Source organism: Amycolatopsis ruanii (assembly GCF_003385175.1).
GTDB lineage: Bacteria > Actinomycetota > Actinomycetes > Mycobacteriales > Pseudonocardiaceae > Amycolatopsis_E > Amycolatopsis_E thermalba.
This window is the reverse complement of record NZ_PQHY01000001.1, coordinates 95,165-121,010: the sequence shown is the minus strand read 5'-3', so window position 1 is coordinate 121,010 and position 25,846 is coordinate 95,165. Positions and strand designations below refer to the sequence as shown.

Genomic DNA, 25,846 nt, shown 5'->3' with positions numbered 1-25,846 from the left:
CGGCAGGGTTCCCCGCGGCTCACTCCACGGGCAGCAGCACCGGCCGTTTCGCGGAGAGGGTGTCGCCGGAGGACTCGCCCCGCAGGCGGCGCCCGATCCACGGCAGCACGTGCTCGCGGCCCCAGCGCAGGTTCTCCGCGAGCTGCCGCCGCCGGTCGACCAGCTCGCGCGGCCCGAGCGCGGCGGGGGAGAGCCCGTGCGGGCGGCCGAGCACGTCCAGCACGGCGATCGCGACCTCGGCGTGGCCGAGCGCGTTGAGGTGCAGCCGGTCGGCCGACCACAGGCGCCGGTCCCGCAGCTGCCGCATGCCCCACATGTCCACCACGAGCGCGCCGTGCCGGGCGGCGATCACGCGGGTGTGCTCGTTGTAGATCGCGGTGCGGCCGCGCAGCTTGCGGAACACCGGGTCCTCGGCGCCGTCGACCCCGGTGAACAGCAGCACGGTCGCGCCGGTCTTGGCGAGCTGCTCGACGGCGTTCTCGAACCGCGCGGCCAGCGCGTCGATGCCGGCCTTGGGACGCAGCAGGTCGTTGCCGCCGGCGTAGATCGAGACCAGGTCGGGCCGTAGCGCGAGGGCCGGTTCGAGCTGCTCGGCGAGGACCTGGTCGAGCAGCCGCCCCCGGATCGCGAGGTTGGCGTAGCGGAACTCGGGGTCGGCGGCCGCCATCTGCTCGGCCACCCGGTCGGCCCAGCCCCGCACGCCGTTCGGGCGGGCGGGGTCTTCGTCGCCGACGCCCTCGGTGAAGGAGTCGCCGAGGGCCACGAAACGCTTGTACATGCTCAGCACTTTAGGCGACCGGTCCGGGCACCCCGAGAGCACGCGCGACGGCGCCGAGTTTGTCCGGGTTGGCCACGTTGTGCAGGCTGGTGATGCGGCCGTCGGCGTCGAAGTCGAAGGTGACGGTGGCGATCACCCGGTCCGGGCCGCGGAAGACCAGTCCCGGGCCGCCGTTGATCCCGGTCAGCTCCGCGACCATGTCCGCGGGCGCGACGCCCTGGTAGGTGACGGTCCCGATGGCGGCGAACCAGGCAGCCACCGTCTCGGCGCCGGCCACCGGGCGCAGGGCCTGGCGGACCTTGCCGCCGCCGTCCGTCCACAGCGTGACGTCCGGGGACAGCAGGTCCATCAGGGTGTTGACGTCACCCCCGGTCGCGGCGGCGAGGAACCGCTCGGTGACCTCCCGCTGCTTCCCGCGATCGGCCGGGAACCTCGGCCTGCGGGCCCGCACGTGCTCGCGGGCCCGGTGCGCGGCCTGCCGCACCGCCGCTTCCGTGCGGTCCACGGCTTCGGCGATCTCGGCGTGGCTGAACCCGAAGACGTCCTTGAGCACGAACACCGCGCGCTCCAGCGGACTCAGCGTCTCCAGCACCACCAGCATCGCCATGGACACCGATTCCGCGCCCGTGACGGCATCCGCGCCGTCGCCGGTGGTGAGAATCGGTTCCGGCAGCCACGGACCCACGTAGGTCTCCCGCTGGTGCTGGGCCGACCGCAGCCGTTCCAGCGCCAGGTTGGACACGATCCGCGCCAGGTAGGCCTTCGGGTCGGCCACCTGGGAACGGTCGGCGGCGGACCACTTCAGCCACGCGTCCTGCACCGCGTCCTCGGCGTCGGCGGCGCTGCCGAGGATCCGGTAGGCCACCGCGAACAGCAGCTTGCGGTGCTGCTGGAACGCCTCGGGCCCGGTCACCGGGCGATCCGGGTGAAGCGGCCGCCGCGCGGCCAGAACGCGCCCGAGGCGGGCATCTTCTTCATGCGCAGGTAGGTCGGCCAGGGCGAGGCGGTCACCGTCTCTTTGTACCGGGTGGCCAGGCGGCCGGTCAGGCAGATCCGCCGCGGGCTGTCGTCGGGGTGGGTGAACTGCACGACCGCGTCGTGGCGGCCCAGGCTGACCGGCGTGTGGTAGTAGCCGAAGCGGAACGGCTTGGGCTCCTTGCCGTTGCGCGCGCGGACGATCAACACCGCGGCGTGCACGCCGGTCGGCATGCCGCTCTGGCAGGTGCCGTGCAGGACGCCGTGGCCTTGCCGGATCGCGGCCGCGTCGCCCACCGCGTAGACATCGGGGTGCGAGACCGAGCGCAGCATGGGGTCCGTGACGACGCGGCCGCGGTCGTCGACGGTCAGGCCGGCGGCGGCCACGAGTGGTGCGGCGCGGGTGCCGCTGGTCCACAGGACCACGTCCGCGGGGACGGGCTCGCCGCCGGCCAGTTCGACCGCGTCCGGGAGCACCTTGGCCACCTCGGTGCCGCTGCGCGCCTCGACGCCCAGGTGGTCGAGCGCGGCCCGGAGGTGTGCCCTGGCCCGGGTGTTCAGTGCCGCGCCCGGCTCGCCCCGGCCCAGCAGCACGACCCGCAGCGCGGGGTACTGCTCGGCGATCTCCGCGGCCGACTCGACGCCGGTGAGCCCGTTGCCCGCCACTACGACCGTGCCCTGTTCCAGGCGCGCCAGCCGGCCGGCCAGCGCCTCGGCGTCCTCCGGGCTGTTCAGGGTGTGCGCGTGCTCCTCGACGCCCGGCACGGTGACGGTGTCGGCCACGCCGCCGAGGGCGTACACCAGCGTGTCGTAATGCAGCACCCGGTCGTCGTCGACGCGCACGGTCCTGGTGTCCGGGTCGAGCGCGGTGACCCAGCCCCGCACGAACCGCGCGCCCGTGCCGTCCAGGAGCCGGGGGATGCTCAGCTCGGCGACCGGCTGCCCGGTCGCGGTCAGGTGCAGCCGCAGCCGCTCGGTGAACATCTCGTGCGCGTTCACCAGCGTCACCCCGACGTCGTCGCGGCCCTTCGTGCGTGCCGCGAGCTGGATCGCCGCGGCCGTGCCCGCGTACCCCGCGCCCAGCACCAGAACCTTGTGGGTGGTCATCGTTGTCGCCTCCTCATCGGCTGTTGACGACCACGAGATGGGAGGAGCCGGCCCGTTCGTGACATGGCGCGGTGTGACGCGCGGCACCTACGTGGCGCGAGCCCGGTGTTCGGCGACGTGGACGCGGGTCGCGCAGCGGGTGGAGCAGAACCGGCGGCGGCCGTTGCGCGAGGTGTCCACGAAGACGATCTCGCAGCCGTCGCGCGCGCAGGCGCCGATCCGCCCGGCGTCCTCGACCAGCAGGTGGGCCAGCCCGCCCGCGGTGAAGGCCCGGATCCGGCGGGTCAGGGTGTCGTCCTCGGCGGCGTAGTGCAAGTGGGCGGGCAGGCCGTCGTGGCGGGAGATGAACGGGCGGCACGCGGTCTCCGCGAGCAGCTCGTTGACCAGGTCGATCCGCCGGTCCGGGTCCGGTTCGGCGAACACCGCCCGCAGCCGCCGGTCCCGCGCCTGCGCCGCGGCGGCTTCGGCGGCGGTGAGCCGGGTCAGCGACATGCCCGCGGCGCGCATCATCCGCAGCAGCTCGGCGGCCGTGGCGCCGGGCATGTTCACCAGGCCGGCGGCGACCTGCGCGGCCGGGCCGCCGTAAGGGTTGAAGTGCACTGACCCATTACAGCACGCTGGGGCCATGACCGACGAACGTTGTCCCCGCTGCCAGTGGCCGCTGTCCGAGCTGCTTCGCGGCGGGTCGAGCCATCCCGTCTCGGACGGCCGCCTCGACTACCGCCGCTGCGTGTGCGGGACCTGGCTGCTGCTCGTCAACGGCGCACTCGCCGGCGCCACGCGGGGGCCTAGGATCGAGGCATGACGCGTGCGCTCGTACTCGGCGGTGGCGGGGTGGCCGGAATTGCCTGGGAAACCGGGCTGTTGCACGGTTTGTCGGAGTCCGGAGTGGACATCCTGGGCGCGGACCGGTTCATCGGCACCTCCGCCGGTTCGACGGTGGCGGCCCAGATCACGAGCGGCACCGCACTGGCGGAGCTGTTCCGGCGGCAGGTCGATCCGGCGCTGCAGACGCCGGAGATCGCCGCGAACGTCGACGCCGAGGCCATCGCGGAGATGTTCGGCGCGGCGGTGAGCGCGGCGACCGACGCCCGGGACGCGCGGCGGCGGATCGGCGAGCTGGCGCTGGCGACGCAGACCGTGCCGGAGTCCGAGCGGCTGAAGGTGATCGAGGCGCGCCTGCCCGTGCACGAGTGGCCCGCGGTGCCGCTGCGGATCGTCGCGGTGGAGGCCACGACCGGCGACGAGCGGGTGTTCACCGTGGAGTCCGGGGTGTCGCTCGTGGACGCGGTCGCGGCCAGCTGTGCGGTGCCGGGCACCTGGCCGCCGGTGACGATCGGCGGCCGCCGCTACATCGACGGCGGGGTGCGCTCGATGGAGAACGCCGACCTGGCCGCGGGCTGCGACCGGGTGCTGGTGCTGCGGGTCACCGAGGTGCCGGGCAACACCGACCTCGACGACCAGGTCGCCGCACTGCGACGGGACGGCGCCGAGGTGCTGGTCATCGCCCCCGACGCGACGGCGATCGAGGCGATCGGCCCCAACCTGCTGGACCCGTCGGTCCGCGAGGCGGCCGCACGCGCCGGGTACGACCAGGCCGTGCGCGCGGCCGCCGAGGTCGCGGCTCTCTGGGAGTAGCGGAGTTCCGCGGCCCCGGCGGCAGCGCTCAGGGGCGGCCGGCGCGCGGCACGCCGACCCGGAAGGCGAGCAGGCTCGCCTCGCGGGCGTCCTTGCGGGCGTGCTCGTTGAAGTCCGGCGCCGCGCACGCGAACAGCGTCCGGCCATCGGCGCCGCCGAGCATGCAGGCGAACACCCCGGTTCCCGGCTGGATCTCGTCGGTGATCTCCCCGCCCTCGCGGACCCGCAGCAACCGGCCGCCGATGCCGTCGGCCACCCACAGGGCGCCTTCGGCGTCCAGGCAGCACCCGTCCGGCGCGACGGCGATCTCGGGAAGCGCTTTCTCCAGCTCCCGCTCGGTGAGCGGCTCCCCGAACTGCGCCCACACGCGCCGGTTGGTGAGCGACCCGTCGGCGGCGATGTCGAACGCGGTGACCCGGTTGCCGAAGGTCTCGTCGACCAGCAGCACGCCGTCGTCGGTGATGACGCTGCCGTTGGGGAACCACAGGTCCTCCGCCACGACCGTCACGGTGCCGTCCGGGTCGACGCGCAGCAGGTTCGCCGGAGCCACCGCGGCGCCGTTCATCAGGTCGAACCCGAAGTTGCCGACGTAGGCGCGGCCCTGGGCGTCGACGACCATGTCGTTGGGATGCCCCGTGACGTACGCGGACAGGTCGGCGTGGGTGACGAGACTGCCGTCGGGTTCCCGGCGCAGCAGCCGCGCGTCGCGCATCGACACCACGAGCAGGCGGCCGTCGGGCAGCCAGCCCAAGCCGGAGGGCTGCTGCGGAACCTCGGCCTCGACCCGCAGGTCACCGCCGTCCTCCAGGCTGGAGTACACGCGGTGGGTGTAGAAATCGGCGAACCAGATGCGTCCCTCGTGCCAGCGCGGGCATTCGAGGTAGGAGAAGCCGTCCAGAACTTCATTGGTCACAGTGGACAGTCAGGCACGCCGCGCCCGGCGGTGTCAAGGCGGGTCCGTCAGGAGGAGACGGTGGCTCCGCCATCGGGGCGATCGGTGGACAGGGTGAGCTCCTGCCAGGTGTCGATGTCCTCCTGGACCCGCTTGCGCCCGGCCGTGACCAGGCGCAGCGCGTCCGAGCCGAGCAGCAGGTGCACGGGTGGCGTGTCGGAGTCGAGCACGGTGAGGATGGCCTGCCCGGCGCGGTCGGGATCGCCGATCCCCTGGCCGGCCAGCGTCTGCCGGCGGGCGCGGATCGGATCGAACAGCTCGTCGTAGTCGGGGATGCTGCGGGGCGCGCGGACCAGTGACCGGCCCGCCCAGTCGGTCGCGAACGCGCCGGGGGCCACCGCGGTCACCCGCACCCCGAACTGCGCGACCTCTTGCGCGAGTCCCTCGGTGATGCCTTCCATCGCGTGCTTGCTGCCCTCGTAGAACGACAGGCCGGGGAACGTGGTCATCCCGCCCATCGAGGTGATCACGAAGATGTGACCGCCCCGCCGCTGGCGCATCCCGGGCAGCACGGCCTTCATGGTCGCCACCGTGCCGAACACGTTGACCTCGAACTGGCGGCGCAGATCGGCCATCGAGGACTCCTCGAAGGTGCCCTCGACGCCGTAGCCGGCGTTGGCCACGAGCACCTCGATCGGCCCCAGCGCGTCCTCGGCGGCACGCACGGTCGGTTCGATCCGGTCCGCGTCGGTCAGGTCGAGGATGAAGGCGCGGGCGCGGTCGGCGTCCAGGGCTTGGAAGGCCGCCGCGTCCTGCTCGGTGCGCACCGTGCCGGCCACCCGGGGCCCGGCCGCCAGCGCCCGCCGGGCGATCGCCAGTCCGAGCCCGGTGCTGACACCGGTGACCAGGAACGTCTTGCTCATCAGGGGTTTTCCTTTCCGTGACGGCCGTCGAGGCCGTGATCGAGCGCCGCGCGCGGGCGATGTCGGCTCCGCGCCGGTCAGGAGCCGGCGTCGGCGCTGTGGGGTGCCGCGGCCGCAGGCTCGCTTCCCCAGCTGGCGAGCAGCCGCAGGCGCTCCTCACTGGGGGAGCCGGGCGGGGCGGAGTAGACCAGCATCGACAGGGCCGGGTCGGCCACCGGGGTGAAGATCTCGAAGTGCAGTTCGAGGTCACCGACCAGGTGGTGGTGGATCCGTTTCCGGCCGGCGCTGCGTTCGTGGACGCGGTGCTCGGACCACCAGCCCGGGAACTCCGGTGACCGCACCATCAGCTCGCCGATCAGGTTGGTGATCCGCTGGTTGCGGGGCTGGGCCGCGGCGGCCAGCCGCAGCACGTGGACGTAGTCGCGGGCCACCTGCTCCCAGTCGCGCCACACCGCGCGCGCCCGCGGGTCCAGCAGCGTCCAGCGGACCATGTTGCGTTCCCGGCGCGGCAGTGCGGCGATGTCGGGGAAAACCAGTGCCCACAGCGCGTTCCCGGCGACGATCTCGAGGTTGTCGTCGCGGACGTAGGCCGGGCACAGGTGCATCGACTCCAGCACCTGGCGCATCGCCGGCCGCACTCGCGTCGAGCGCTCGCCGCGGTCCGGCTTCCGGGCCGCGGTGCCGGCGAGGGTGAACAGGTGCCGCCGCTCGACGTCGTCCAGCCGCAGGGCGTCGGACAGGGCGTGCAGCACCTGCTCGGAGGGCTGTCCGGCGCGGCCCTGTTCGAGCCGGGTGTAGTACTCGGCGCTCACCCCGGCCAACCGGGCGACCTCGCCGCGCCGCAGGCCGGTGACCCGGCGGCCGGGCTCGACCGGGAGCCCGATCTCCTCCGGGGTGAGCCCGGCGCGGCGGGCGCGGAGGAAGTCGCCGAGTTCCTTGTTGACCATGCCTCCAGTCTGACCTCGCCGTGGTCGCCCGCCAACGGGATAGGTGGCCCTGCGAGGGCCACCCAGGGGTGTCAGGCGTCGCGGACCAGCCGCAGGTGGCGCGGCTCGTCCCGGGTTTCCGGGGTGGTGCCGCTGGTGAGGTCGGCCAGCATCTGGGTGGTCTGGCGGCGGCGGCTGCGGCGGACGTAGATCAGGGTGGTGGCGACGCTTTCGTGGCCGGCGAGGTCGGCCAGGTCCTCCACGGAGACGCCCTGTTCGTAGCCGAGGGTCAGGACGGTGTGCCGCAGGGAATGCGGGACGACGTCGTCGGGCACGTCCAGGCCGGCGCCGCGGGCCGCGTCGCGCAGGAGGTTGCCGAGGTCGCGGGAGGTCAGGGGCGTGCCGGTGCGGGTGGCGAACAACCAGCCGGACAGCTCGGCGACGGGCTTGCCTTTGCGGGCGGCGCGGGCGGCGAGGTAGTTGCCCAGGGCGACGTCGGCCAGGCCGAGGATGTCGGCGGTCTTGCGGTGGCCGCCCTTGTTGACGTAACGCAGGATCCGGTGGCCGCGGTCGACGCCGAGGTCACCGTCCGGGCCGCAGCGGGCGTGCAGGATCGCGCCGGACCGCACGGCGGTGGTGGCCATGATCTCCAGGATGGCGAGGTTGCGCAGCGCGGCCTCGGTGCCGGCGGTCTCGGCGCGGCCGCGGGCGTGGCCGGGCAGGGCCAGGAGTTCGCCGTGGGTGAGGGCGCGGGTCTGGGATTCCTGGTCGCGCTTGTGGCGAGGGACCAGGCGCGCCGGGTTGTCGTCGTGGACGCGGTTGTTGATCAGCTCGGTGTACCAGGAGCTGACGGCGGCCAGGCGGGCGTTGTGGGTGACCGGGCTGCCGGGGTCGAGCAGGGCGATCCAGTCCTTGACGTCGGCCAGGCGCGCGGCCAGCGGGTCGACGCGGTGCCAGTCGCAATAGGACAGCCACAGGCCCAGACCGCGCCAGTAGGAGCGGCGGGTCTGGTGGCTCTTCATCTCCAGCAGCCACGAGCGGGTGACCCCGCGCGGGCCCCGGGCGCCGGCGGGGTCGTCCGGCAAGGCCGGGAGCCCGGCCACCGCGTCCTCGACCAGGCGCCGCAGGGCGGGCTTGTCGGGGGCGCGAGCGGGCATCGGCCGGGGCTCGTACGGGGCGAGGTCGACGGTCATCACCGCCGATCATGTCACGACGGCGCGCTGTCGGCCGGTGGGATGTTGACGTTGCGGTGGAAGACGTTGCGCGGGTCGTACCGCAGCTTGATGTCGCGGAGCCGCTGGTACTTCGCGGGCCCGTAGGCTGCCTGGACCCGGTCCTGCCCGGTGTCGTCCATCGCGTTGACGTAGGTGCCGACGTGCGGGGCGTACGGGCGCAGCGCCTCCGCGCACGAGCGCACCCAGGCCGTCTCGGCCGGCAACGTCTCCAGGGTCTGCGTCGCCGCGATCATGAAGGCGCAGTACCGGGGTGAGCGGCCGCCGCTGAAGGCCGTGGCGTCGTCGGGCACCGCCGAGTAGGCGCCGTCGAGCCGGTAGAACAGCACGATCGACATCGGCGAGGTGCGCCGCGGCACCTGCTCGACGACCGCCTGGATCACCTCGTCGGACAGTTCCTCCAGGTACAGGCTCTTGTCGTAGTAGTACAGGCCCCAGGCGTTGGCCTCGTCGATGAGCTGCTGCAGTTCCACGTAGGGCATCGGGGTCACGAACTCGAACGCGGGCGGCAGCGCCTGCCGGATCCTGGCGAGCACGTCGGCGTGGGTGCCCGGGTCGCCGAACCCCGTCACGAGAAGCGCGTAGCCGGGTGTGAAGTGGTACTGCTCGGGGACGAACGGAGCGGGCGGCGCGTTGAGGGCGCCGATCACCACGCTGAGGTCGAGCGGCAGCGTGGGCACCAGCTCGCGCGCCAGCCGCAGCACTTCTGGTCCCTGGTCGAGTTCCCAGAACACGAGCGCGTACTGCACCAGGGGGCCGGCCTCGTGCAGCCGGAACTCGAACTCGGTGACCACGCCGAAGTTCCCGCCGCCGCCGCGGAGGGCCCAGAACAGGTCCGGGTGGTCGGTCGCCGAGGCGCGCAGGATCCGGCCGTCCGCCGTGACGACCTCGGCGGAGACCAGGTTGTCGATGCTGAGCCCGGCCTTGCGGGTGAACCAGCCCATCCCGCCGCCGAGGACCAGCCCGCCGATGCCGGTGTGGCTGACCATGCCGGCGGGCACCGCGAGGCCGTGTGCCTGGGTGGCGGCGTCCAGGTCGCCCAGCAGGGCGCCGCCGCCCGCGCGGGCGAGCTTCGCGTCCGGGTCGACGGTGACGTGGTTGAGGGCGCTGAGGTCGATGACCACGCCGCCGTCGACTGTGGAGTTGCCCGAGGGGCTGTGCGCGCCGCCGCGGACGGCGATCTCCAGGTCGTGGTCACCGGCGAACCGGATCGCCGCGGCGACGTCGGCGGCGGAGGCGCAGCGGGCGATCATCGCCGGTCTCCGGTCGTTGGCGGCGTTCCACACCTTCCGGGCTTCGTCGTACCCGGAGTCCTCCGGGCCGAACACCGGGCCGTTGAGCAGTGCCCGCAGGTCCGCCACTCCGCCGCCGACCGTCTGGGTCATGGTCATCACCTTCGTCCGGAATGCTTTCCGTGAAGTCGCACTCGATCTGCGGGGGGTTACACCGGCCGGGTGAGCTCGGTAGGCCTTCCGGACGTGCAGTCGCGGGGTCCCCGGGCTACCGGGTCGTTTCGTCACGGTGACGACCTCCCAGTTTTCGCCCTCCAGGACAGCCGGATCTCTCATCCGCGATAACCGTGATTATCGTGGACTCTTGTTTGTTCGACTTTATTAAATCTAACTGCCTGTTTAGGTTCTTCAACTCGAACTGATACGCTGCGGTTATGGAGGAAGCACCCCCACCACCGCCGCGCAGGGATGCGTCGGGGAGTCGTGAGCCCGTGTCCGATCCGGGGCTGTGCCGGTACTGCCGGCGGCACCCCCGCAAACAGCCGGGCCCGCGGGGCGGGCGCCCGGGGGAGTACTGCACGACGGTGTGGGCGGTCGACGAGCGCGGCCGCGAGGTGACGTGCGCGCGGCTGGACGAGGCCGACCAGATCTCGTTCGCCGCCTACGGACCGGCGATGCCGGGGCTGGACGTGGCGGCGGTGGGCCGGGACGTGAGCCGGGCGCTGGCGGAGATCACGCCGCTGCAGCGAACCCTGACCGCGTTGGACGAGCGGCTCGGCGCGGAGGTGGCGGAGGCCCGCGCCCGGGTCGCGGAAGCCGAGGCCGCCGCCGCGGATGCGGAGGCGCGCGCTTCAGCGGCCGAGACCTCCGCGGCGGCCGCGGAGGTGGTCGCCGCGGAGGCCGCCGAGCGGGCCGAAGCCGCCGAGGCGCGGGCGCGGGAGGCGGAGGAGCGCGCCGCGAGCGAGCGAACCCAGGCCCAGCGCGCGATCGCCGACCGGCTCACCGCCGAGGGCGAGATCCGCCAGCTGCGCGAACGCCTGGACCAGGTCGAGACCGAGCAGCGGCAGGCCGCCGAGACCGCCGCCGCCCGCATCGAGGAACTCGCCGCCGCGGCCGCCGCCCGCGCCACCGAGGCCGAGGCCGCACACACCCGCGCCCGGCAGCTGGAAACCGACCTGCGCGACCTGGCGACTCAGCACCACGAGGACCTCGAGCAGTTGCGCGCCCGGCACGACCAGGCCCTGGCCGAGGAACGCGAGAAGCACCGTCAGGCCCGCGACGAGCACGACCAGCGGATCACCGCACTGCGCGAGCAGCACGAGACGGCGTTGGCCGCCGCCCGCGACCGGATCACCGAGCTGGTCACCACCGCCGCGCGGGCCGAGGCCGCCGCCACCGAGGCGCGGACGGCCGCCCGGACCTCGGAGGCCGCCGCGGCGCGGCTCGGCGCGCTGCGGGAGGGGGTGCTCACGGCCCTGGCCGAGCCGGCGGCTGATCTTTCTGCCCGGCTCCGCGCACTGCTCGCCGGCACCGCGGCGCCCGTGGGGGGCGAGGGCCACGAGGGGTGACCCCACCGGTGCCTGCTGGACGGCGGCGTGCCTGCCCCGGATCGAGCCCAAGCCGCTCCGGGCATTCAAGGCCGCGTGCGCTCGGACCAGTTCAGCGGGACTCGGCGGGCGGTGGCCATCAGGGGTGACTCCCACCGGCGCCCGCTCCAGATCGAGGCAGCCGACTCTGTTCGAGAGTGCCCAAGCCGCTCCGGCCTCCAAGCCCGCAGGCGCCAGGACCAGCTCCACCCGATCCGGTGGCCGGTGGGGCCATCAGAGGTGAACCCACCGGCGCCCGCCCAGAGCGAGCGCACCCGGCTCGGGATCCGGGCGTCCGAGCCCGCGGGTGCCAGGACCAGGTCAGCGCGCTTCCGTGACCACCGGTTGCCAGGCGCGCCGGCCGCCCTCGTCCTGGCGCACCCGCCCGAACGCGACATCGGCGAAGTGGATTCCGAAACCGTACGTTCCAGGCGTCGCCAGGCGGTCGACGAGGGCGCGCCGGTGGCGGGCGGTCGTCTCGGGATCCACGTCGACCGGCGGCGACCACTCCGGGTGCCCGATTTGCAGCGGCGAGTGGAACAGATCCCCGAACGCGATCACCGTCTCCTCGCCGGCCGTGATCTCGTAGGCGGCGTGACCGGGTGTGTGGCCGGGCGTGGCGAGGAGCCGGACGCCGGGGAACACCTCGTCACCGTCGTCGGCCAGGTCCAGCCGCGGTTCCAGCGCCACCACCGTCTCCGGGAACGGCGCCTCCCGCCGCGAACAGCCGTGGTCCCATTCGGCCTTCGTCAGCACCGCTCGGGCGTGCGCGAACGGCGGCACCCCGGTGTCCGGTGCCGGCGCGGCGACCCAGCCGATGTGGTCGCGGTGCATGTGCGTGATCGCCACGGTGTCGACGTCGGCCGGGGCCCGGACGCGCGCGGCGAGGCTGTCGAGCAGCCGGCCACCGCAGGCCGCCCCCGTTCGCGGCTGCGCGGGGTCGGCGGCCACCTCACGCGGCCCGAAACCGGTGTCGATCAGCAGGGCGCGGCCGTCGCGTTCGACGAGCAGACCGCCCGCGCCCACCCGCAGGAAGCCCTCGTCGTCGAGGTATTCCCGGTGGCGGTCCCAGAAATCCGGGCCGCTGTCGGCAAACCACACCCGCGGGTTGAGCTGGATCCACCCGTCGGCGACGTAGCTGAGCCTGACGCCCCCCCAGCACGGCGGTCCGCACGCGCGACGGCGTGCGCAGCCGGAGGGGGTCGAGGCCGGCGACATCAGCGAGAGAATTCACATGCACCTCCGGAACAGTAACAACGATCATGCGGCCGCGAAGGCCGCGAGCCGGTCGAGCGCCTCGTCCAGCACGGGGATGTCCACCGCGTAGCTGAGGCGCACGTGGTCCGGCGCGCCGAAGCCCGTGCCCGGCACCAGGCCGACCCCGGTCTCGGTCAGCAGAGCGCTGCAGAACTCGTCCGCCGTACGTCCGGCGAGCAGCGCCGAGACGTCCGGGAACAGGTAGAAGGCCCCGGTCGGCAACGGGCACCGCACGCCGTCGATCGCGGTCAGCCTCCGGTGGGCGAGGTCGCGGCGGTACCGGTAGGACCTGATCGCGTCCCACGGCACGTCGTCCATCGCGCCCAGCGCCGCGTACTGCGCGACCACGGACACGTTCGAGGTCGCCTGGCCCTGCAACCGCCGGATGAGCCGGGCGATCTCCGGCGGCGCCGCCGTGTAACCGACGCGCCAGCCGGTCATCGCGCAGCTCTTCGACACCCCGTTCACCACCACCGTCCGGGCCTGCAGCTCCGGCCCGAGCGAGGCGATGCTGGGCACTCCACCGTCCCCGTAGTGGAAGTATTCGTAGATCAGGTCCTCCACGACGAACAAGTCGTGCCGCAGGACCACCTCGGCGAGGGCCGCCAGCTCCGCCCGGCTGTAGGTCGCGCCGGTCGGGTTGCCGGGGCTGTTGAGCACCACCGCTTTCGTCCGCGGCGTGACTGCCGCCGCCAGCTGCTCCGCGGTCAGTTTGGCCGCGGTGGGCACGATCACCGGCCGGGCGCCGGTGACCCGGACCTGCTCCGGGTAGGTCACCCAGTACGGCGCGGGCACCACGACCTCGTCCCCGTCCTCGCACAGCGCCAGGAACGCGTTGAACAGGGCGTGCTTCGCGCCGTTGGCGACCACGACGTCGTCGGGTGTGTACTCCAGTGCGTTGTCCTCGGCGAGCTTGCGCCGGATGCGCTCCCGCAGTTCGGGGATCCCGGCGACGTCGGTGTAGCGGTTGCGCCCGTCGGCGATCGCCTTCGCCGCGTACTCCCGGGCCCGGTCGGGCATCGGGAAATCGGGCTCACCGACCGAGAGGTTGAGCACCTCCTCCCCGGCGGTGCGGCGAGCGGTGAGCTGGGCGTTGAGCGAGAGTGTCGGCGAGGGGCGGATCGAGTCCGCCCGGGACGACAGGCGCTTCACGTCAGGGGCCTGCCCTTGGTTTCGGGGGTGAGGAGGGTGGTGATCAGTCCGATCGCGACCAGCACGACGAGGTAGCCGGAGAACACCCACTCCAGCTGGTGCGCGTGCAGCCAGGTCAGCACGTAGGGTGCGGTACCGCCGAAGACGGCGACCATCAGCGAGTACGGCACGCCGACGCCGGAGGCGCGGACCTCGGTGGGGAACAGCTCGGCGAAGTAGGCCGGCATGATGCCGACGAACGCGCCGAGGAAGAACAGCGCCACTCCCATGAGGACGCCGAGCCGGATCGCGGAGTCGTCGATCAGGGTCATCAGCGGAAACGACAGCACCAGGAACGCGACACCGTAGGCGATGAAGATCGGTTTGCGGCCGAAGCGATCGGACAGCCATCCCCACAGCGGCAACGTGATCATGAAGAACACGTTCGCCGCCACCGTGGCCCACAGTCCCGCCGTCGCGTCGACGCCCTTGGCGCTGATGGCGAACCCCGACACACCGACTGCCCAGATGTAGTAGACGACGGTGACACCGGCGGTCAGACCCAGGATCCGGGCCAGGCTCCTCTTGTTGCGGGCCAGCGCACGCACCAGCTCGCGCGTGCTGCGTGGTGTGGCGCCCTCGGTGTAGGCGTCGGTTTCCTTGAGGGTGCGCCGCAGGTACAGGCCGACGAAACCGAGGACACCGCCGATGAGGAACGGCACGCGCCAGGCCCAGTCCCGCAGGGCCTGCTCACCGAACACGCTCGATCCCGCCGCGCCGATGAGCGAGGCGAGCACGATCCCGGCGGTGACCGAGATGTAGAGGCTGGTCGACCACAGTCCGCGGCGCGCGGCGGGCGCGATCTCGGCGACGTAGGTGTAGGAGGCGGCGATCTCGCCGCCGTGGGCCAGGCCCTGCAGCAGCCGGGCGAGCAGCAGGATCACCGCCGCGCCGACGCCGATGGCCGCGTGGGTGGGCGCGATCCCGATGATGAGGCTGCCCACCGCCATGGTGACCATCGACGTGGTCAGCGAAAACCGCCGTCCGCGGCGGTCGGCGAGCCAGCCGAAGAGGAATCCGCCGAGCGGGCGCATCAGGAACCCGACCGCGAACACGGCCAGGGTGGACAGCAGTGCGCTCGTGGCGTCGCCACCGACGAAGAACTGCTTGGCGAAGAACGGGGCGAAGATGGCGTAGACGCTCCAGTCGTACCACTCAAGCGTGTTGCCGATGCCGGCGCCGAGCAGGGTGCGGAACGTGCCGGGTGCGGTGCCAGCCTTCGAAGTGGCTGGCACCGAGATGGGAGCCGTCATGGGCCCTCCTCCGGACGGGTCAGGCCGTGGCGGCCGCGCGGCCGGCCACCCGCCCGAACACCATGCCGCGCAGCACGGATGTGCCGCCGGGATATTTGTCGTGGTAGATGCCGGTGCATTCGCCCGCCGCGTACAGGCCGGGAATGGGCGTGCCCCGCTCGCCGACGACGCGGGCGTCCGCGTCGGTCGCCAGGCCGCCGAAGGTGAACACGATCGCGCACGCCACGGGATAGGCCAGCAGCGGCGCCTCGTCGATGGTCAGCGCCCAGTTGCTCTTGGGTGGGGTGAGGCCCGCGGTGTGCTTGCCGTCCGGCCGCCGCCAGTCGAAGGGACCGTCCACAACGGACGCGTTGTACGCGGCGACGGTCTCGGCGAGCCGGTCCGCGGGCAGTTCCAGTGCGGCGGCCAGTTCGCCGAGCGCGCCGGCGGTGACCGGTTTGCGGCACCGGGTCCGGCGACGATGCCGATGTCGTCATGCTCTTCTCCTGTGTCAGGCGCGCGGGTTGAAGGGGTCCTTGACGCCCTGGCCGGTGTCCACCCAGACGCTCTTCTCCTCGGTGTACTCGCGCAGCGCGTCGGCGCCGTTCTCGCGGCCGAGGCCGCTCTGCTTGTAGCCGCCGAACGGGGCGGCGTAGGAGGTCTTGCGGTAGTTGTTGATCCACACCGTGCCCGCGCGCAGGCGGCCCGCGACGCGGTGCGCGCGCTGCACGTTGCCGGTCCACACGCCCGCGGCGAGGCCGAACTGGGTGTCGTTGGCGATGCGCACGGCCTCGTCCTCGTCGGTGAACCGGATGAGGGCGGCGATCGGGCCGAACACCTCTTCCTGCGCGATCCGCATTTCGTTGGTGACGTCGGCGAACACGGTCGGGCGGAGGAACAACCCGTCGGGAAGGCCCTCGACCCGCGCCGGGCCGCCGCCGGCCACGAGCCGGGCGCCGTCGTCCTTGGCGACGTCGATGTAGGACAGGACCTTGTCGTACTGGGCGCGGGAGGCGATGGTGCCCATCTCGCTGGCCGGGTCCTGCGGGTCGCCCACCCGGATCGCCTCGGCGCGGCGCGCCAACTCCTCGGCGACGCGGTCGTAGACGCTGTCCTGCGCCAGGATGCGCGATCCCGCCATGCAGGTCTGGCCGCTGGCGCCGAAGATCCCGGCGACCAGGCCGTTGAGCGCGCTGTCGAGGTCGGCGTCGTCGAAGACGATGTTGGGTGACTTGCCGCCCAGCTCCAGCGACACGCGCTTGAGCGTCTTGCCGGCCTGGGACGCGATGGCCTGTCCGGTGGCGGTCGAGCCGGTGAACGCGATCTTGTCCACGCCGGGGTGCCCGGTCAGCGTGGTGCCCGACGGGTGCCCCAGGCCGGTGACGACGTTGAACACGCCCGGGGGCAGACCGGCCTCGGCGGCGAGCTCGGCGAAGCGGATGGCCGACACCGGGGTGACCTCGGACGGTTTGGCGATCACGGTGTTGCCCGCGGCCAGCGCCGGGCCGAGCTTCCACACCAGCAGCAGCAACGGCGAGTTCCACGGCGTGATGGCGGCGACCACGCCGAGCGGCTCGCGCACCGTGTAGTTGATCATCTGCCGCACGTGCAGCGGGTTGGTGCTGCCGGTCGGCATCTGCGCCAGGCCGGCGTAGTAGTTGAAGTACTCGGGCATCAGCTTGGCCTGGCCGGCCATCTCGCGGATCAGCTTGCCGTTCTCGTTGACCTGCAGCTGGGCGATCTCCTCGGCGTTGTCCGCGATCGCCTCGCCGAACCGGATGAGGAACTTCGCCCGGTCGGCCGCGCGCCAGGCGGGCCAGTCGCCGTCGTCGAAGGCGCGGCGCGCGCTGTCCACCGCGGCGTCGACGTCCTTGGCCGAGGCGTCGGGCACCTGGGCCCACACGCGGCCGGTCGCCGGGTTGACGACGTCGAGGTACTCGCCGTCGATCGGGGCGATCTGCTGGTTGCCGATGAACAGGCCGTAGCGGGTGACACCTTCGGCGGAGGTGTCCGGCGATGACGGGGGCATGGATGCGCCTTTCTGGTCGTCTTCGGGTGACCAGGACGCTAGATGATTGTCCCACAATCGGTCAAATACAAGTCTATGACCTGCTTCTTTGGTCACAGTAGATCGGAAGAGTTTGACCTACAATCGGGCAATCGTTAGGCTGGCGGGCGTGAAGGTGGTCCATGCCGCGGCGCCGGTCCGCACCCAGGCGGTCGAGGCCATCCGCGCCGACATCGTCAGTGGTGTGCTCAAACCCGGGCAGCGGCTGGTCGAACGCGAGCTGTGCGAACGGCTCGACGTCTCGCGCAACACCATCCGCGAGGCCTGCCGCCAGCTGGAGGCCGAGGGGTTCCTGGTCATCCCGCCGCACAAGGGCCCGACCGTCGCGCAGCTGAGCGACGACGAGGCCAGGGCGATCTACGAGGTGCGTGAGGCGCTCGAGTGCTTCGCCGTGCGGCTGTTCGTGGAACGGGCCGACGACGACGTGATGACCCGCCTGCGTGAGGCGTTCGCGAAGGTCAAGGCGGCGCACGAGTCCGGCCGGGTGACCCGCATGCTCAGCACGAAGAACAAGTTCTACGACGTGCTGTACTCGGGCGCGGGCAATGACGTGCTGCACGCCCAGGCGCGGCTGTTGCACGGCCGCCTGGCGCAGCTGCGTGCGCGGTCCCTGGCCCACCAGGGGCGTCCGCGGTCCAGCATCGCCGAGATCGAAGAGGTCGTGGAGCGCAGCGCGGCGCGGGACGCCGATGGGGCGAGCGCCCTGTGGCGTGACCACATCCGCAACGCGGCGGCGACGGCGTTGTCCTAGCCGGCGCCGAGCCGGCGGATCAGCTGCCCGGCCGGGGCCGCCGCCAGGCGGGGTTGAGCCGGACGCCCAGTTGGTCCAGCTCGACCGGGTGCCCCTCGTCGGTGCGCAGGCCGACCCGGGCCGGGGCCCCGGTGTCGTGGTCGACGTAGAGCAGCGGGGGCCCGCCGTCCTGGAGGTACTTGTCCGCCCACTGCATCAGGCCGAGCACGACCGGGAGCAGGTCGCGGCCCATGTCGGTGAGCACGTATTCGTCGCGCGTGCGGCCGCCCACGTCCCGGTAGGGCTGCTTGTGGAGCAGGCCGGCCTCGGTGAGGTGCCGCAGCTGCCGGGCCGCGGCCGTCTCGGTGATCCCGACCCGGGAGGCGAAGGCACTGAACCGGGTGGTGCCGTAGAACGCCTCGCGCAGGATCAGCAGCGCCGACTTCGTGCCGACGATCTCCAGGGCCTTGACCAGCGAACAGTGGTCGGTCTTCCACGAGCTGAGGTCCGCGAGCGGACCTTCCATCACGGCGGGCTCGCTCGGCCGCGTTCACGGCCATGCTCGATGTCTTCGTGGTCAACGTGGCCTTCACCGACATCGGCGCGAGCTTCGACGGCTCGTCGCCGGCGGACCTGAGCTGGGTGCTCAACGGCTACACGATCGTCTACGCGGCGCTGCTGATCCCGGCCGGGCGGCTGGCGGACCGGCACGGCCGCAAGGCGGGTTTCCTCGTCGGGCTCACCGTCTTCACCCTCGCCAGCGTGGGCTGCGCCCGGGCTCTGGTGGCTGGTCGCGTTCCGGGTGCTGCAGGCCCCCGGGGCCACGGTGCTGACGCCGACCAGCCTCGGGCTCCTGCTCACCGCCCTGCCCGCCGAGCGGCGCGCGGGCGCGGTGAAGATCTGGGCGACCACCAGCTCGTTCGCCGCCGCGCTCGGCCCGGTCGCCGGCGGGGCGCTGGTCGAGCTGTCCTGGCACTGGGTGTTCCTGATCAACCTGCCGGTCGGTGTGGTGGCCTTCGCCGGGGCGCTGCGGCTGGTGCCCGAGTCCCGCGACGACTCGATCACCCGGCTGCCCGACCCGCTCGGCGCCGTCGTGCTCGCGGTCGCGCTCGGGCTGGTGAAGGGCGACGAGTGGGGCTGGGCCGGGGCGGCGACGCTGGCCGCGTTCGGCGCCGGGGTGCTCGGCATCGCGTTCCTGGTCGCGCGCGTGCTGCGGCATCCGGCGCCGGTCGTGGATCCGGCCCTGTTCCGGGTGCCGGCCTTCGCCTGGGCGAACGTCACGGTGCTGGTGTTCTGCACGGCGTTCGGGGCGCTGTTCCCCAGCGTCGTGCTGTGGCTGGAGAACGTCGCCGGGTACAGCGCCATCGCCACCGGTGTCGCGATCCTGCCGGGGCCGCTGATGGTCCCGATCTTCGCCGTCGTCGGCCAGCGGCTGGTCCGGTACCTGTCGGTGGGCCGGCTCGTGGCCGTGGGCAACCTGGTGTTCTGCGTGGGCGCGGTGATGCTGGCGTGCAACGCCTCCGCGCAGGCGCGGTTCGGGACGGACATCCTGCCCGGCTGGCTCGTGACCGGCATCGGCATCGGGCTCGCGCTGCCCAGCATGCTCGCCGCCGCGACGGCGGGCCTCCCACCCGCCCGGGCGGCGACCGGCAGCGCCGTGGTCAACACCGGCCGCCAGCTCGGGTACGTGCTCGGGGTGGCCGTCCTGGTCGCCGCGCTCGGCACGCTCGACGCCGGGTCGGGCGCGGGCTTCCGGGCGGCGTGGTGGTTCATCGCCGGTGCCACGGCCCTCGGTGCCGTCACCGCGCTCGGTCTCACGCCCCGCGCATCCGCCGGGAAGTGAGGGGCCGGCTGCGCATCCTCGTCGGACCCCGCGGGTACCGTCCACGCAGGAGCACGACGCGTGGAGGAGCCACGGTGAAGGCGAAGGACCAGCTCAGCCTGTTCGAGGCGCTCCCGTGGTTCGTGCCGGACGTGCCGGCCCCGTTCGCCGACGAGCGGCGGGCCCACCTGTTCGCCGACGAGCAGCCCTACCTGGGCTACCGGATCGCGCGGTGTGGTGAGCGGCGGCGCATCTGGACGGCGATCGAGCACGTGCCCGGAGGCGAGCGGGTGCCGCGCTGCGCGGAGTGCCTCGCCGTGTCCTGATCGTCCGTCCACTGCGGACTAGGGTGCCCGGTATGGCGGGTGGAACGGCGGTCGAGGCGATCAACCACGTCACGCGTTACCTCGATCTGGCCGGCGTGTTCGCCTGCGCGATCCTCGGCGGCGCGATCGCGCGGAGCGAGCGGCTGGACCTGTTCGGGTTCCTGGTGGTGGGCAGCGTGTCCGGGCTCGGCGGCGGGGTCATCCGGGACACGCTGCTGCAGCACGGCACGCCGGTCGCGCTGACCGACTACGCCTACCTGCCGACCGCGCTGGCCGGTGCGCTGCTGTCGTTCGTGATCTCGATCAGCGAGAGCGCGTGGGACAAGCTGTTCACGGCTCTGGACGCGGCGGTGATCGGGTTCTGGGCGGTCACCGGGGCGCAGAAGACGCTGGCCGCCGGGCTGGGCTGGCTGCCGGCGATCCTGCTGGGCACGGCCACCGCGGTCGGGGGCGGCGCGCTGCGGGACATCATGCTGCGGCGCGTGCCCGCGGTGTTCGGCGGCAACGCGCTCTACGGCACGGTCGCCGCGGCCGTCGCGGCCACGATGGTGATCTGCCACTACCTGGGCGCCCCGCTGGTGGGTGTCGTGGCCGGGGTGGTCGGGGCGTTGTCGTTCCGGCTGGCGGCCGTGAAGTTCGGGTGGAACCTGCCCAACGGGCTGGAGTGGCAGCCGCACTCCCGCCTGGCGAGCAAGTGGCGCAGCCGCCGGGTGCGGCGCAACCCGCCGGAGGGTCAGGAGGGCCGGTAGCGGGCCCGGATGTGGAAGCGTTCGCCCTGCGGGCCGAGGATGCTCAGGAACTCGACCGGGCCGGTGTCGGCGTTGCCGAACCAGTGCGGCAGGTGGGTGTCGAACTCGGCGACCTCGCCGGCGGACAGGACGAGGTCCTGGTCGCCGAGGACGAGCCGGAGCCGTCCGTCGAGGACGTAGAGCCAGTGGTAGCCCTCGTGCGAGCGCGGATCGGGGTCGAGCCCGGACGGCCCGGCCGGGAGGATCTGTTTGAAGGCCTGCAGCCCGCCGGGTTTGCGGGTGAGCGGGATGACGGTCATGCCGTGGTGGGTCCGGGGCCGCGGGTAGACGCGCGGGTCGCCGGTGGCGGGCGCGCCGACGAGGTCGTCGAGCGGCACCTGGTGGGCCTTGGCCAGCGGCAGCAGCAGTTTCAGGCTCGGGGCGCGCTGCCCGGATTCCAGGCGGGACAGGGTGCTGACCGGGATGCCGGTGGCCTCCGACAGGGCGGTCAGGGTGGTGCCGCGGCGCCGGCGCAGCTCACGCAGCCGCGGGCCGACGGCGCCGAGCACGGCGTCGAACTCCTCGCTCATCTCTCCACTGTGCCCGCGGCTTTGCCGATTCCGCAAAGAACTTTGTCAGCCGGCGGGCGTGCGGGGCACCGTGGTGGTCATGGACTGGGACGAGATGTACCGCAGCCGCGAGCGGGTGTTCAGCGGCGAACCCAACGAGGTGCTGGTCGCCGAAGCCGCCGGACTGGCGCCGGGGCAGGCGCTGGACGCGGGCTGCGGGGAAGGGGCCGACGCGTTGTGGCTGGCGCGGCGGGGCTGGCACGTCACCGCGGTCGACGCCTCCCGCGTCGCGCTGGAACGGGCGGCCGCGGCGGACGACACCGGGCGCGTGGCGTGGATGCACGCCGACCTGACGGCCATGGCGCCACCCGCGGGCTGCTTCGACCTGGTGTCGGCGCACTACGTCCCGCTGCCCAAGGCCGACCCCGGCGTGCTGCGCGGACTGCTCGCCGCGGTCGCGCCCGGGGGCACGTTGCTGGTGACCAGTCACGATCCCGCCGAGCTGACCGCGCGCGAGGGGTTCGACCCGGCCGACTACTACCACCCGGCCGACATCGCCGCGCTGCTCGCCGCGGAGTGGACCGTGCTGGTCGACGAGATCCGGCCGCGCGCCACACCCGGCCGGTACACGCGGGACACCGTCCTGCGGGCGCGGCGGGCTACAGGCTGAGCGCCGCCAGCGTGGCGATGACCTCCTCCCGCGCCGGGCCGTCGAGTTCGCGCAGCGGGCGGGGCAGGACGCGATCGCCGGTCAGGCCGAGGTGGGTGGCCGCGGCGGCGAGGACGCGGATGCCGCCGTGGCGGGCGAACAGGTCCCACAGCGGTCGCAGGCGCTCCGACTCGGCGGGATCGCGCATGATCGCCTGGGCGGCGTCCGGGAACGTGCCGGCGAGGGCCGAGTACCAGGCGTCGCAGCCGGCGGCGAGTCCGGCGGCGGCGAACGGGTCGCCGCTGATCCCGATCGTGACGGTGTCCGGGATGCGGGCGCGCAGGGCGTCCACCCGGGCCTTGGCGCCGGCGGGCACGCCGGGGATCTTGATGGAGCCCACGCCGGGCAGTCCGGCGATGCGGCCGTGCAGCTCGTCGCTGAACTGGAAGTGCGTGGTGCGCGGGTTGTCGTAGACGCACAGCGGGACCGACAGTTCGCGGGTGACGTCTTCGTAGAGGCCGAACACCTCGTCGTCGGTGAGGGGCTGGTAGCTGACCGGGGCGAGCAGCACCGCGGCCGCGCCGGCGTTCTGGGCGTCCTCGGCCAGCGCGAGGACCTCGCTCGTGGTCAGCGCGCCGATGCCGACCATCACCGGGGTGCCCGCCGCCGCGCCGACGGCGATCTTGGCCGCCTCGGCGCGCTGGTCGCGGGTCAGGTAGGCGTAGGAGCCGGTGGAGCCGAGCGCGCCGATCGAGTCGACCCCGGCCGCGGCGAGGCGCTCGACCAGCCGGGCGTAGGCGGCGGTGTCGAGGCCGGTGCCGGTGATCGGGGTGAGCGGGAAGGCGGACAGGCCGGTGAACATGGAGGTTCCTCTCAGGGGCGGGTGGCGGTGAAGATCGCGTGGCCGGCGTGCAGCCAGACCACGTCGGCGTCGGCGAACCCGGCGTCGGCGAGCCAGGTCAGGTGCTCGGCGACCGAGGAGGGCGTGTCGAGCGGGTCGGGGCCGGGCAGGCGGTAGTAGTTCCACTCCGCGCGCTCGAACGCCCGGGCGGCTTCGTCGCCGCCCGCGTCGCGCACGGCGCGGTCCCAGTGCTCGGCGGCCACCGCGCGGGCCCGGGCGCCCGCGGGTTCGACCAGGTCGGCCATGACGAACACCCCGCCGGGCACGAGCATGCCGTGCAGGTCGCGGTAGAGCTCGCGCTTGCCGGCGCCGTCGAGGTGGTGCACGGCGAGCGAGGTCATCACGCCACCGAACGCGCCGCGCCGCCAGTCCCGGTCGTGGATGTCCGCCCGCACCCGTTCCCACCGGCCCGGGAACGGCGCGAGGCGGGCAGCCGCCTTGTCCAGCATCTCGGGTGAGCCGTCGAGCAGGATGACGCGGGCCCGGGTGTCGCGGCGCAAGTACTCCGCGGAGAGCAGGCCCTCACCGCAGCACAGGTCGAGCACGCGCGGTTCCGGGATGCCGGCGAGGAGGTCGCAGACGACCGCGATCTGCTCGCGCCGGTGCGGCACGAACGCGTCGCCGTGGGTGGTGAAGAGCTCGGTGTCGCTCGGCCGCCAGGCGGCGGGCTGCTCGGCGGGCATGGTCCTCACCCTAGCCAGCCCGGGCGAATCCTTTTCCGGCATCGGGCGGGTACTCAGCGCAGTGCGGCGCGGGCGCGGCCGAGGAACACCCGCGCCGCCGGGCTCACCGGGCCCGCCGCCCGCCAGGCGAGGACCAGGCAGCCGCGCAGCGGGGGATCGGTGATCGTGATCGCGTGCAGGTCGGGCCGGGTCGTGGCCACCGACTCCGGCAGGATCGCCACGCCCAGCCCGCGCGCGGCGAGGTCGGCCAGCACCGCGGGGTGCCCGGCCTCGAACCCGATCCGCGGGGTGAGGCCCCGCGCGGCGCAGGCCTCGTCGAGGCGGGCGCGCAGGCCGGTGCCGGCGGGCAGGCTGATCAGCGGCCGGTCCCGCAGGTGCGCCAGCGGGACCTCGGCTCGGCCGGCCCACTCGTCGTCCAGGCCGACCGCCGCGGTGATGGCCTGCTCGGTGAGGACCAGGACGTCCAGGCCGGGTGGTCGTTCGTCGGTGGCGAGGCTGACGATCCCCGCGTCCAGGCGCCCGCCGCGGATGTCCTCGGCCAGCTGCTCGGAGCGGCCTTCGACGAGCGTGATCTCCACACCGGGGTGCTCGTCGTGGAATGCGGCCAGCAGGCCGGGCACGTCGAAGCTGTGCGAGGTGACCATCCCGAAGGCGATCTTGCCCCGGACCAGGCCGCGGAACTCGTCGGCGACCAGCCGCGCCCCGGCGACGTCGGTCAGCGCCGCGCGGGCGTAGGGCAGGACCGCGGCGCCGACCTCGGTGAGCCGGACCGTGCGGCCGGAGCGGTCCAGCAGCTCGTGCCCCAGCTCCCGCTCCAGGCGCCGGACCTGCGCCGACACGCCGGGCTGGGCCACGTGCACGCGTTCGGCGGCGCGGGTGAAGTTGCCCTCCTCGGCGACCGTCACGAAGTACTCGAGCTGCCGCAGTTCCATAACCGCTGATTCTAGTAGCGAGACCTACCAGCTCTTGGACTTCTGGCTCGTGCGGCGAGAGGCTGGGTGGAGAGGAAGGGAGCGAAACATGATCGACAAGGCCCGGAGGCCGGAGGATCTGGCCGTGATGTTCGTGGAGCGCGCCAACGCGCGGGACGCGAAGGCGCTGGCCGAGCTGTACGCCGAGGACGCGGTGCTGGCGTTCCCGCCCGGCTCGCAGACGGTCGGCCGCGACGCGATCCGGGAGGTGCTGGAGCGCCTGGTGGAGCAGGGCGGTGAGTTCCAGGTCGAGGAACCGATGCCGACCGTCTACTACGGCGACCTGGCGCTGTGCTCGACCAAGCCGGCCGACGACACCGGGGGACGGGTGCAGGTCGCGCGGCGGCAGCCGGACGGCACCTGGCTGCGGATCATCGACCGGCCGGAGATCCGCCGCCCGGCGTGAGGTCGTCCGCACCGCGGCCTCGGCCGGCTGGCAGGCTCACCCGCCGGATCACACGGAAGTGCTCGCGGGGACCCGGCCGGTCGGCCGCTCGGCGATGATCTCCCGGATGCCGTGGCTGTCCACCCGCAGGAGGGTGGGCACCAGGTCGCCGCTCGTGTCGGGCGAGGTGCGCACCCACTCGGTGAGCTCCGGAGCCCAGCCGGAGCTCACACCGGCGACGTAGATGTGGTCCGGGCTGACCAGCGCCGCCAGCAGCTGGTCCTCGCCGACGTGCGCGCCGATAGTCTCGGCGAAGTCGTCCATCACGACCGCGGACGCGGCGCACAGGCTGTTGTCGCCGCGCTCCAGGATGACCAGGGGGCCCTTGTCCGGGTCCGGGGCGACCTTGACGATGAGCCCGCGCCGGAGGTTGCCGACCGCTTCGTCGATCAGCTCGTGGAACTCGTCCTCGCTCAAGGCATCGGCTTGGTTCCTCAGCAGGTGGGACATGCCGACCCGGCCCTCGGGCGTGGCGGTCGCCCTGGCGAAGCCGAGGTGCAGCCGGTCGTCCACCAGCGGCAGCGAGTAGTAGAGCTTCAGCGGACCGTCGTAGGTGTGGAGGATGGGCAGCCATTCCCCCTCGGATTCGGCCCGCACGAACGCGTCGCGCAGGCTCTCGAGCTGCACCTTCGTGTTCTCCTCGCGGGCGGCTTCGAAGGCTGTGTCCCAGTCGCCGTCGGCGGGGCGGTCGAAGTCGTGCGTGATCTCGGCACCGCGAAACGTCGCGGCGAGGAAGATCCGGTCCACCCGCGAGGGCTGCCAGACGCTGTGCACGCGGGTGATGTCGGGCGGCTGGACCTGCCGCTCCCGCTGGACTTGGCGCCAGGCCTGCCGGATGGCGTCCTCGGCCTGGGCCGGCGCCGCTGCCCGCAACAGATCGTCCTCGTCGCCGTTCACCTGGAAAACGACGACGTTCAGGCGCGCATTCTCGTCCACGCGCGATGATCTTACTCAGACGCGCCGACCGTTCCGTGCCGGCGCGAGA

Annotated in this window: 29 protein-coding genes and 1 pseudogene; 10 read left to right on the top strand and 20 right to left on the bottom strand. The window is 73.1% G+C overall.

Annotated elements, in window-relative coordinates:
* Positions 1 to 19: 19 nt before the first annotated feature.
* From D0D28_RS00670 to D0D28_RS00655, 4 genes are all read right to left on the bottom strand, one after another.
* Positions 20 to 778 carry an SGNH/GDSL hydrolase family protein gene (locus D0D28_RS00670; protein ID WP_116109352.1) on the bottom strand — a complete coding sequence of 253 codons (759 nt, stop codon included), beginning with the start codon at positions 776 to 778 and terminating at the stop codon, positions 20 to 22.
* A 10-nt stretch (positions 779 to 788) separates the two neighbouring features.
* The gene (locus D0D28_RS00665) at positions 789 to 1,691 is read right to left on the bottom strand and encodes an RNA polymerase sigma-70 factor (protein WP_205413151.1); all 903 of its coding nucleotides are present in this window, start codon (positions 1,689 to 1,691) and stop codon (positions 789 to 791) included.
* Positions 1,688 to 2,860, bottom strand: coding sequence for an NAD(P)/FAD-dependent oxidoreductase (locus tag D0D28_RS00660; RefSeq protein ID WP_116109210.1), 1,173 nt, complete (start codon positions 2,858 to 2,860; stop codon positions 1,688 to 1,690). Before D0D28_RS00660 ends, D0D28_RS00665 begins: the two co-directional genes overlap by 4 nt.
* A gap of 87 nt (positions 2,861 to 2,947) precedes the next feature.
* The gene (locus D0D28_RS00655) at positions 2,948 to 3,460 is read right to left on the bottom strand and encodes a CGNR zinc finger domain-containing protein (RefSeq protein WP_116109208.1); all 513 of its coding nucleotides are present in this window, start codon (positions 3,458 to 3,460) and stop codon (positions 2,948 to 2,950) included.
* Positions 3,461 to 3,485: 25 nt separating this feature from the next.
* Here D0D28_RS00655 and D0D28_RS00650 point away from each other — a divergent pair, with 25 nt between their 5' ends.
* Entirely contained in the window at positions 3,486 to 3,665 is a 180-nt protein-coding gene (locus tag D0D28_RS00650) for a hypothetical protein (RefSeq protein ID WP_094002993.1), read from the top strand.
* Entirely contained in the window at positions 3,662 to 4,498 is an 837-nt protein-coding gene (locus D0D28_RS00645; RefSeq protein WP_116109205.1) for a patatin-like phospholipase family protein, read from the top strand. The genes D0D28_RS00650 and D0D28_RS00645 overlap by 4 nt, the downstream gene beginning before the upstream one ends.
* Positions 4,499 to 4,526: 28 nt before the next feature.
* Here D0D28_RS00645 and D0D28_RS00640 read toward each other — a convergent pair whose 3' ends face one another.
* The 5 genes from D0D28_RS00640 to D0D28_RS00620 all read right to left on the bottom strand — a co-directional run bounded on the left by D0D28_RS00640 (position 4,527) and on the right by D0D28_RS00620 (position 9,856).
* Positions 4,527 to 5,411 (bottom strand): SMP-30/gluconolactonase/LRE family protein, encoded by an 885-nt coding sequence (locus D0D28_RS00640; protein ID WP_116109202.1) that lies wholly within the window; start codon positions 5,409 to 5,411, stop codon positions 4,527 to 4,529.
* 47 nt (positions 5,412 to 5,458) lie between these two features.
* Positions 5,459 to 6,313, bottom strand: a complete 855-nt coding sequence (locus D0D28_RS00635) for an oxidoreductase (protein WP_116109199.1) — start codon at positions 6,311 to 6,313, stop codon at positions 5,459 to 5,461.
* 77 nt (positions 6,314 to 6,390) lie between these two features.
* Entirely contained in the window at positions 6,391 to 7,260 is an 870-nt protein-coding gene (locus D0D28_RS00630) for a helix-turn-helix transcriptional regulator (RefSeq protein ID WP_116109197.1), read from the bottom strand.
* 71 nt (positions 7,261 to 7,331) lie between these two features.
* The gene (locus D0D28_RS00625) at positions 7,332 to 8,432 is read right to left on the bottom strand and encodes a tyrosine-type recombinase/integrase (protein ID WP_116109195.1); all 1,101 of its coding nucleotides are present in this window, start codon (positions 8,430 to 8,432) and stop codon (positions 7,332 to 7,334) included.
* 14 nt (positions 8,433 to 8,446) lie between these two features.
* Positions 8,447 to 9,856 carry an FAD-binding oxidoreductase gene (locus D0D28_RS00620; protein WP_116109347.1) on the bottom strand — a complete coding sequence of 470 codons (1,410 nt, stop codon included), beginning with the start codon at positions 9,854 to 9,856 and terminating at the stop codon, positions 8,447 to 8,449.
* 338 nt (positions 9,857 to 10,194) lie between these two features.
* Between D0D28_RS00620 and D0D28_RS00615 the strand changes: the two genes are divergently transcribed.
* Positions 10,195 to 11,271, top strand: coding sequence for a hypothetical protein (locus D0D28_RS00615; protein ID WP_116109192.1), 1,077 nt, complete (start codon positions 10,195 to 10,197; stop codon positions 11,269 to 11,271).
* A gap of 339 nt (positions 11,272 to 11,610) precedes the next feature.
* Here D0D28_RS00615 and D0D28_RS00610 read toward each other — a convergent pair whose 3' ends face one another.
* From D0D28_RS00610 to D0D28_RS00590, 5 genes are all read right to left on the bottom strand, one after another.
* Positions 11,611 to 12,390, bottom strand: coding sequence for an MBL fold metallo-hydrolase (locus D0D28_RS00610; protein WP_240323028.1), 780 nt, complete (start codon positions 12,388 to 12,390; stop codon positions 11,611 to 11,613).
* 159 nt (positions 12,391 to 12,549) lie between these two features.
* Entirely contained in the window at positions 12,550 to 13,698 is a 1,149-nt protein-coding gene (locus tag D0D28_RS00605; RefSeq protein ID WP_116109189.1) for a pyridoxal phosphate-dependent aminotransferase, read from the bottom strand.
* Entirely contained in the window at positions 13,695 to 14,990 is a 1,296-nt protein-coding gene (locus tag D0D28_RS00600; RefSeq protein ID WP_116109187.1) for an MFS transporter, read from the bottom strand. The genes D0D28_RS00605 and D0D28_RS00600 overlap by 4 nt, the downstream gene beginning before the upstream one ends.
* A 19-nt stretch (positions 14,991 to 15,009) precedes the next feature.
* Positions 15,010 to 15,381: an FAD-binding protein gene (locus tag D0D28_RS00595; protein ID WP_275895877.1), complete on the bottom strand. Its 372-nt coding sequence runs from the start codon at positions 15,379 to 15,381 to the stop codon at positions 15,010 to 15,012.
* A 99-nt stretch (positions 15,382 to 15,480) separates the two neighbouring features.
* Entirely contained in the window at positions 15,481 to 16,998 is a 1,518-nt protein-coding gene (locus D0D28_RS00590) for an aldehyde dehydrogenase (protein WP_116109182.1), read from the bottom strand.
* A 148-nt stretch (positions 16,999 to 17,146) separates the two neighbouring features.
* Between D0D28_RS00590 and D0D28_RS00585 the strand changes: the two genes are divergently transcribed.
* On the top strand, positions 17,147 to 17,788 hold the full coding sequence (locus tag D0D28_RS00585; RefSeq protein WP_162830946.1) for a GntR family transcriptional regulator: 642 nt from the start codon (positions 17,147 to 17,149) through the stop codon (positions 17,786 to 17,788).
* Positions 17,789 to 17,807: 19 nt separating this feature from the next.
* On the opposite strand, the gene D0D28_RS00580 is transcribed toward D0D28_RS00585, so the two are convergent.
* Positions 17,808 to 18,293, bottom strand: a complete 486-nt coding sequence (locus tag D0D28_RS00580; protein ID WP_116109176.1) for a winged helix-turn-helix transcriptional regulator — start codon at positions 18,291 to 18,293, stop codon at positions 17,808 to 17,810.
* A gap of 32 nt (positions 18,294 to 18,325) precedes the next feature.
* On the opposite strand from D0D28_RS00580, the pseudogene D0D28_RS37535 reads away from it, so the two are divergent.
* The 4 genes and pseudogenes from D0D28_RS37535 to D0D28_RS00565 form a co-directional block, all read left to right on the top strand.
* A pseudogene (locus D0D28_RS37535) lies at positions 18,326 to 18,505 on the top strand (MFS transporter); the annotation flags it as partial.
* Between the two features lie 88 nt (positions 18,506 to 18,593).
* Positions 18,594 to 19,610: an MFS transporter gene (locus tag D0D28_RS00575; protein ID WP_430732338.1), complete on the top strand. Its 1,017-nt coding sequence runs from the start codon at positions 18,594 to 18,596 to the stop codon at positions 19,608 to 19,610.
* Positions 19,611 to 19,684: 74 nt separating this feature from the next.
* Positions 19,685 to 19,915 carry a hypothetical protein gene (locus tag D0D28_RS00570; protein ID WP_094002980.1) on the top strand — a complete coding sequence of 77 codons (231 nt, stop codon included), beginning with the start codon at positions 19,685 to 19,687 and terminating at the stop codon, positions 19,913 to 19,915.
* Between the two features lie 32 nt (positions 19,916 to 19,947).
* Entirely contained in the window at positions 19,948 to 20,664 is a 717-nt protein-coding gene (locus D0D28_RS00565) for a trimeric intracellular cation channel family protein (RefSeq protein WP_094002979.1), read from the top strand.
* Here the strand turns inward: D0D28_RS00565 and D0D28_RS00560 are convergent.
* The gene (locus tag D0D28_RS00560; RefSeq protein ID WP_094002978.1) at positions 20,649 to 21,233 is read right to left on the bottom strand and encodes an XRE family transcriptional regulator; all 585 of its coding nucleotides are present in this window, start codon (positions 21,231 to 21,233) and stop codon (positions 20,649 to 20,651) included. The two genes, D0D28_RS00565 and D0D28_RS00560, sit on opposite strands and share 16 nt — an antisense overlap.
* Before the next feature lie 79 nt (positions 21,234 to 21,312).
* On the opposite strand from D0D28_RS00560, the gene D0D28_RS00555 reads away from it, so the two are divergent.
* On the top strand, positions 21,313 to 21,882 hold the full coding sequence (locus tag D0D28_RS00555) for a class I SAM-dependent methyltransferase (RefSeq protein WP_094003132.1): 570 nt from the start codon (positions 21,313 to 21,315) through the stop codon (positions 21,880 to 21,882).
* Here the strand turns inward: D0D28_RS00555 and D0D28_RS00550 are convergent.
* The 3 genes from D0D28_RS00550 to D0D28_RS00540 are packed head-to-tail and all read right to left on the bottom strand — an operon-like array spanning position 21,872 to position 24,377.
* Positions 21,872 to 22,723 carry a dihydrodipicolinate synthase family protein gene (locus D0D28_RS00550; protein ID WP_094002977.1) on the bottom strand — a complete coding sequence of 284 codons (852 nt, stop codon included), beginning with the start codon at positions 22,721 to 22,723 and terminating at the stop codon, positions 21,872 to 21,874. The two genes, D0D28_RS00555 and D0D28_RS00550, sit on opposite strands and share 11 nt — an antisense overlap.
* A gap of 11 nt (positions 22,724 to 22,734) precedes the next feature.
* On the bottom strand, positions 22,735 to 23,445 hold the full coding sequence (locus D0D28_RS00545) for a class I SAM-dependent methyltransferase (protein ID WP_116109173.1): 711 nt from the start codon (positions 23,443 to 23,445) through the stop codon (positions 22,735 to 22,737).
* Positions 23,446 to 23,498: 53 nt separating this feature from the next.
* Positions 23,499 to 24,377: a LysR family transcriptional regulator gene (locus tag D0D28_RS00540; RefSeq protein ID WP_116109170.1), complete on the bottom strand. Its 879-nt coding sequence runs from the start codon at positions 24,375 to 24,377 to the stop codon at positions 23,499 to 23,501.
* Positions 24,378 to 24,465: 88 nt separating this feature from the next.
* Here D0D28_RS00540 and D0D28_RS00535 point away from each other — a divergent pair, with 88 nt between their 5' ends.
* Positions 24,466 to 24,822 (top strand): YybH family protein, encoded by a 357-nt coding sequence (locus D0D28_RS00535; RefSeq protein WP_094002974.1) that lies wholly within the window; start codon positions 24,466 to 24,468, stop codon positions 24,820 to 24,822.
* 48 nt (positions 24,823 to 24,870) lie between these two features.
* Here D0D28_RS00535 and D0D28_RS00530 read toward each other — a convergent pair whose 3' ends face one another.
* Positions 24,871 to 25,797, bottom strand: coding sequence for a hypothetical protein (locus D0D28_RS00530; RefSeq protein ID WP_116109168.1), 927 nt, complete (start codon positions 25,795 to 25,797; stop codon positions 24,871 to 24,873).
* Between the last annotated feature and the right edge of the window lie 49 nt (positions 25,798 to 25,846).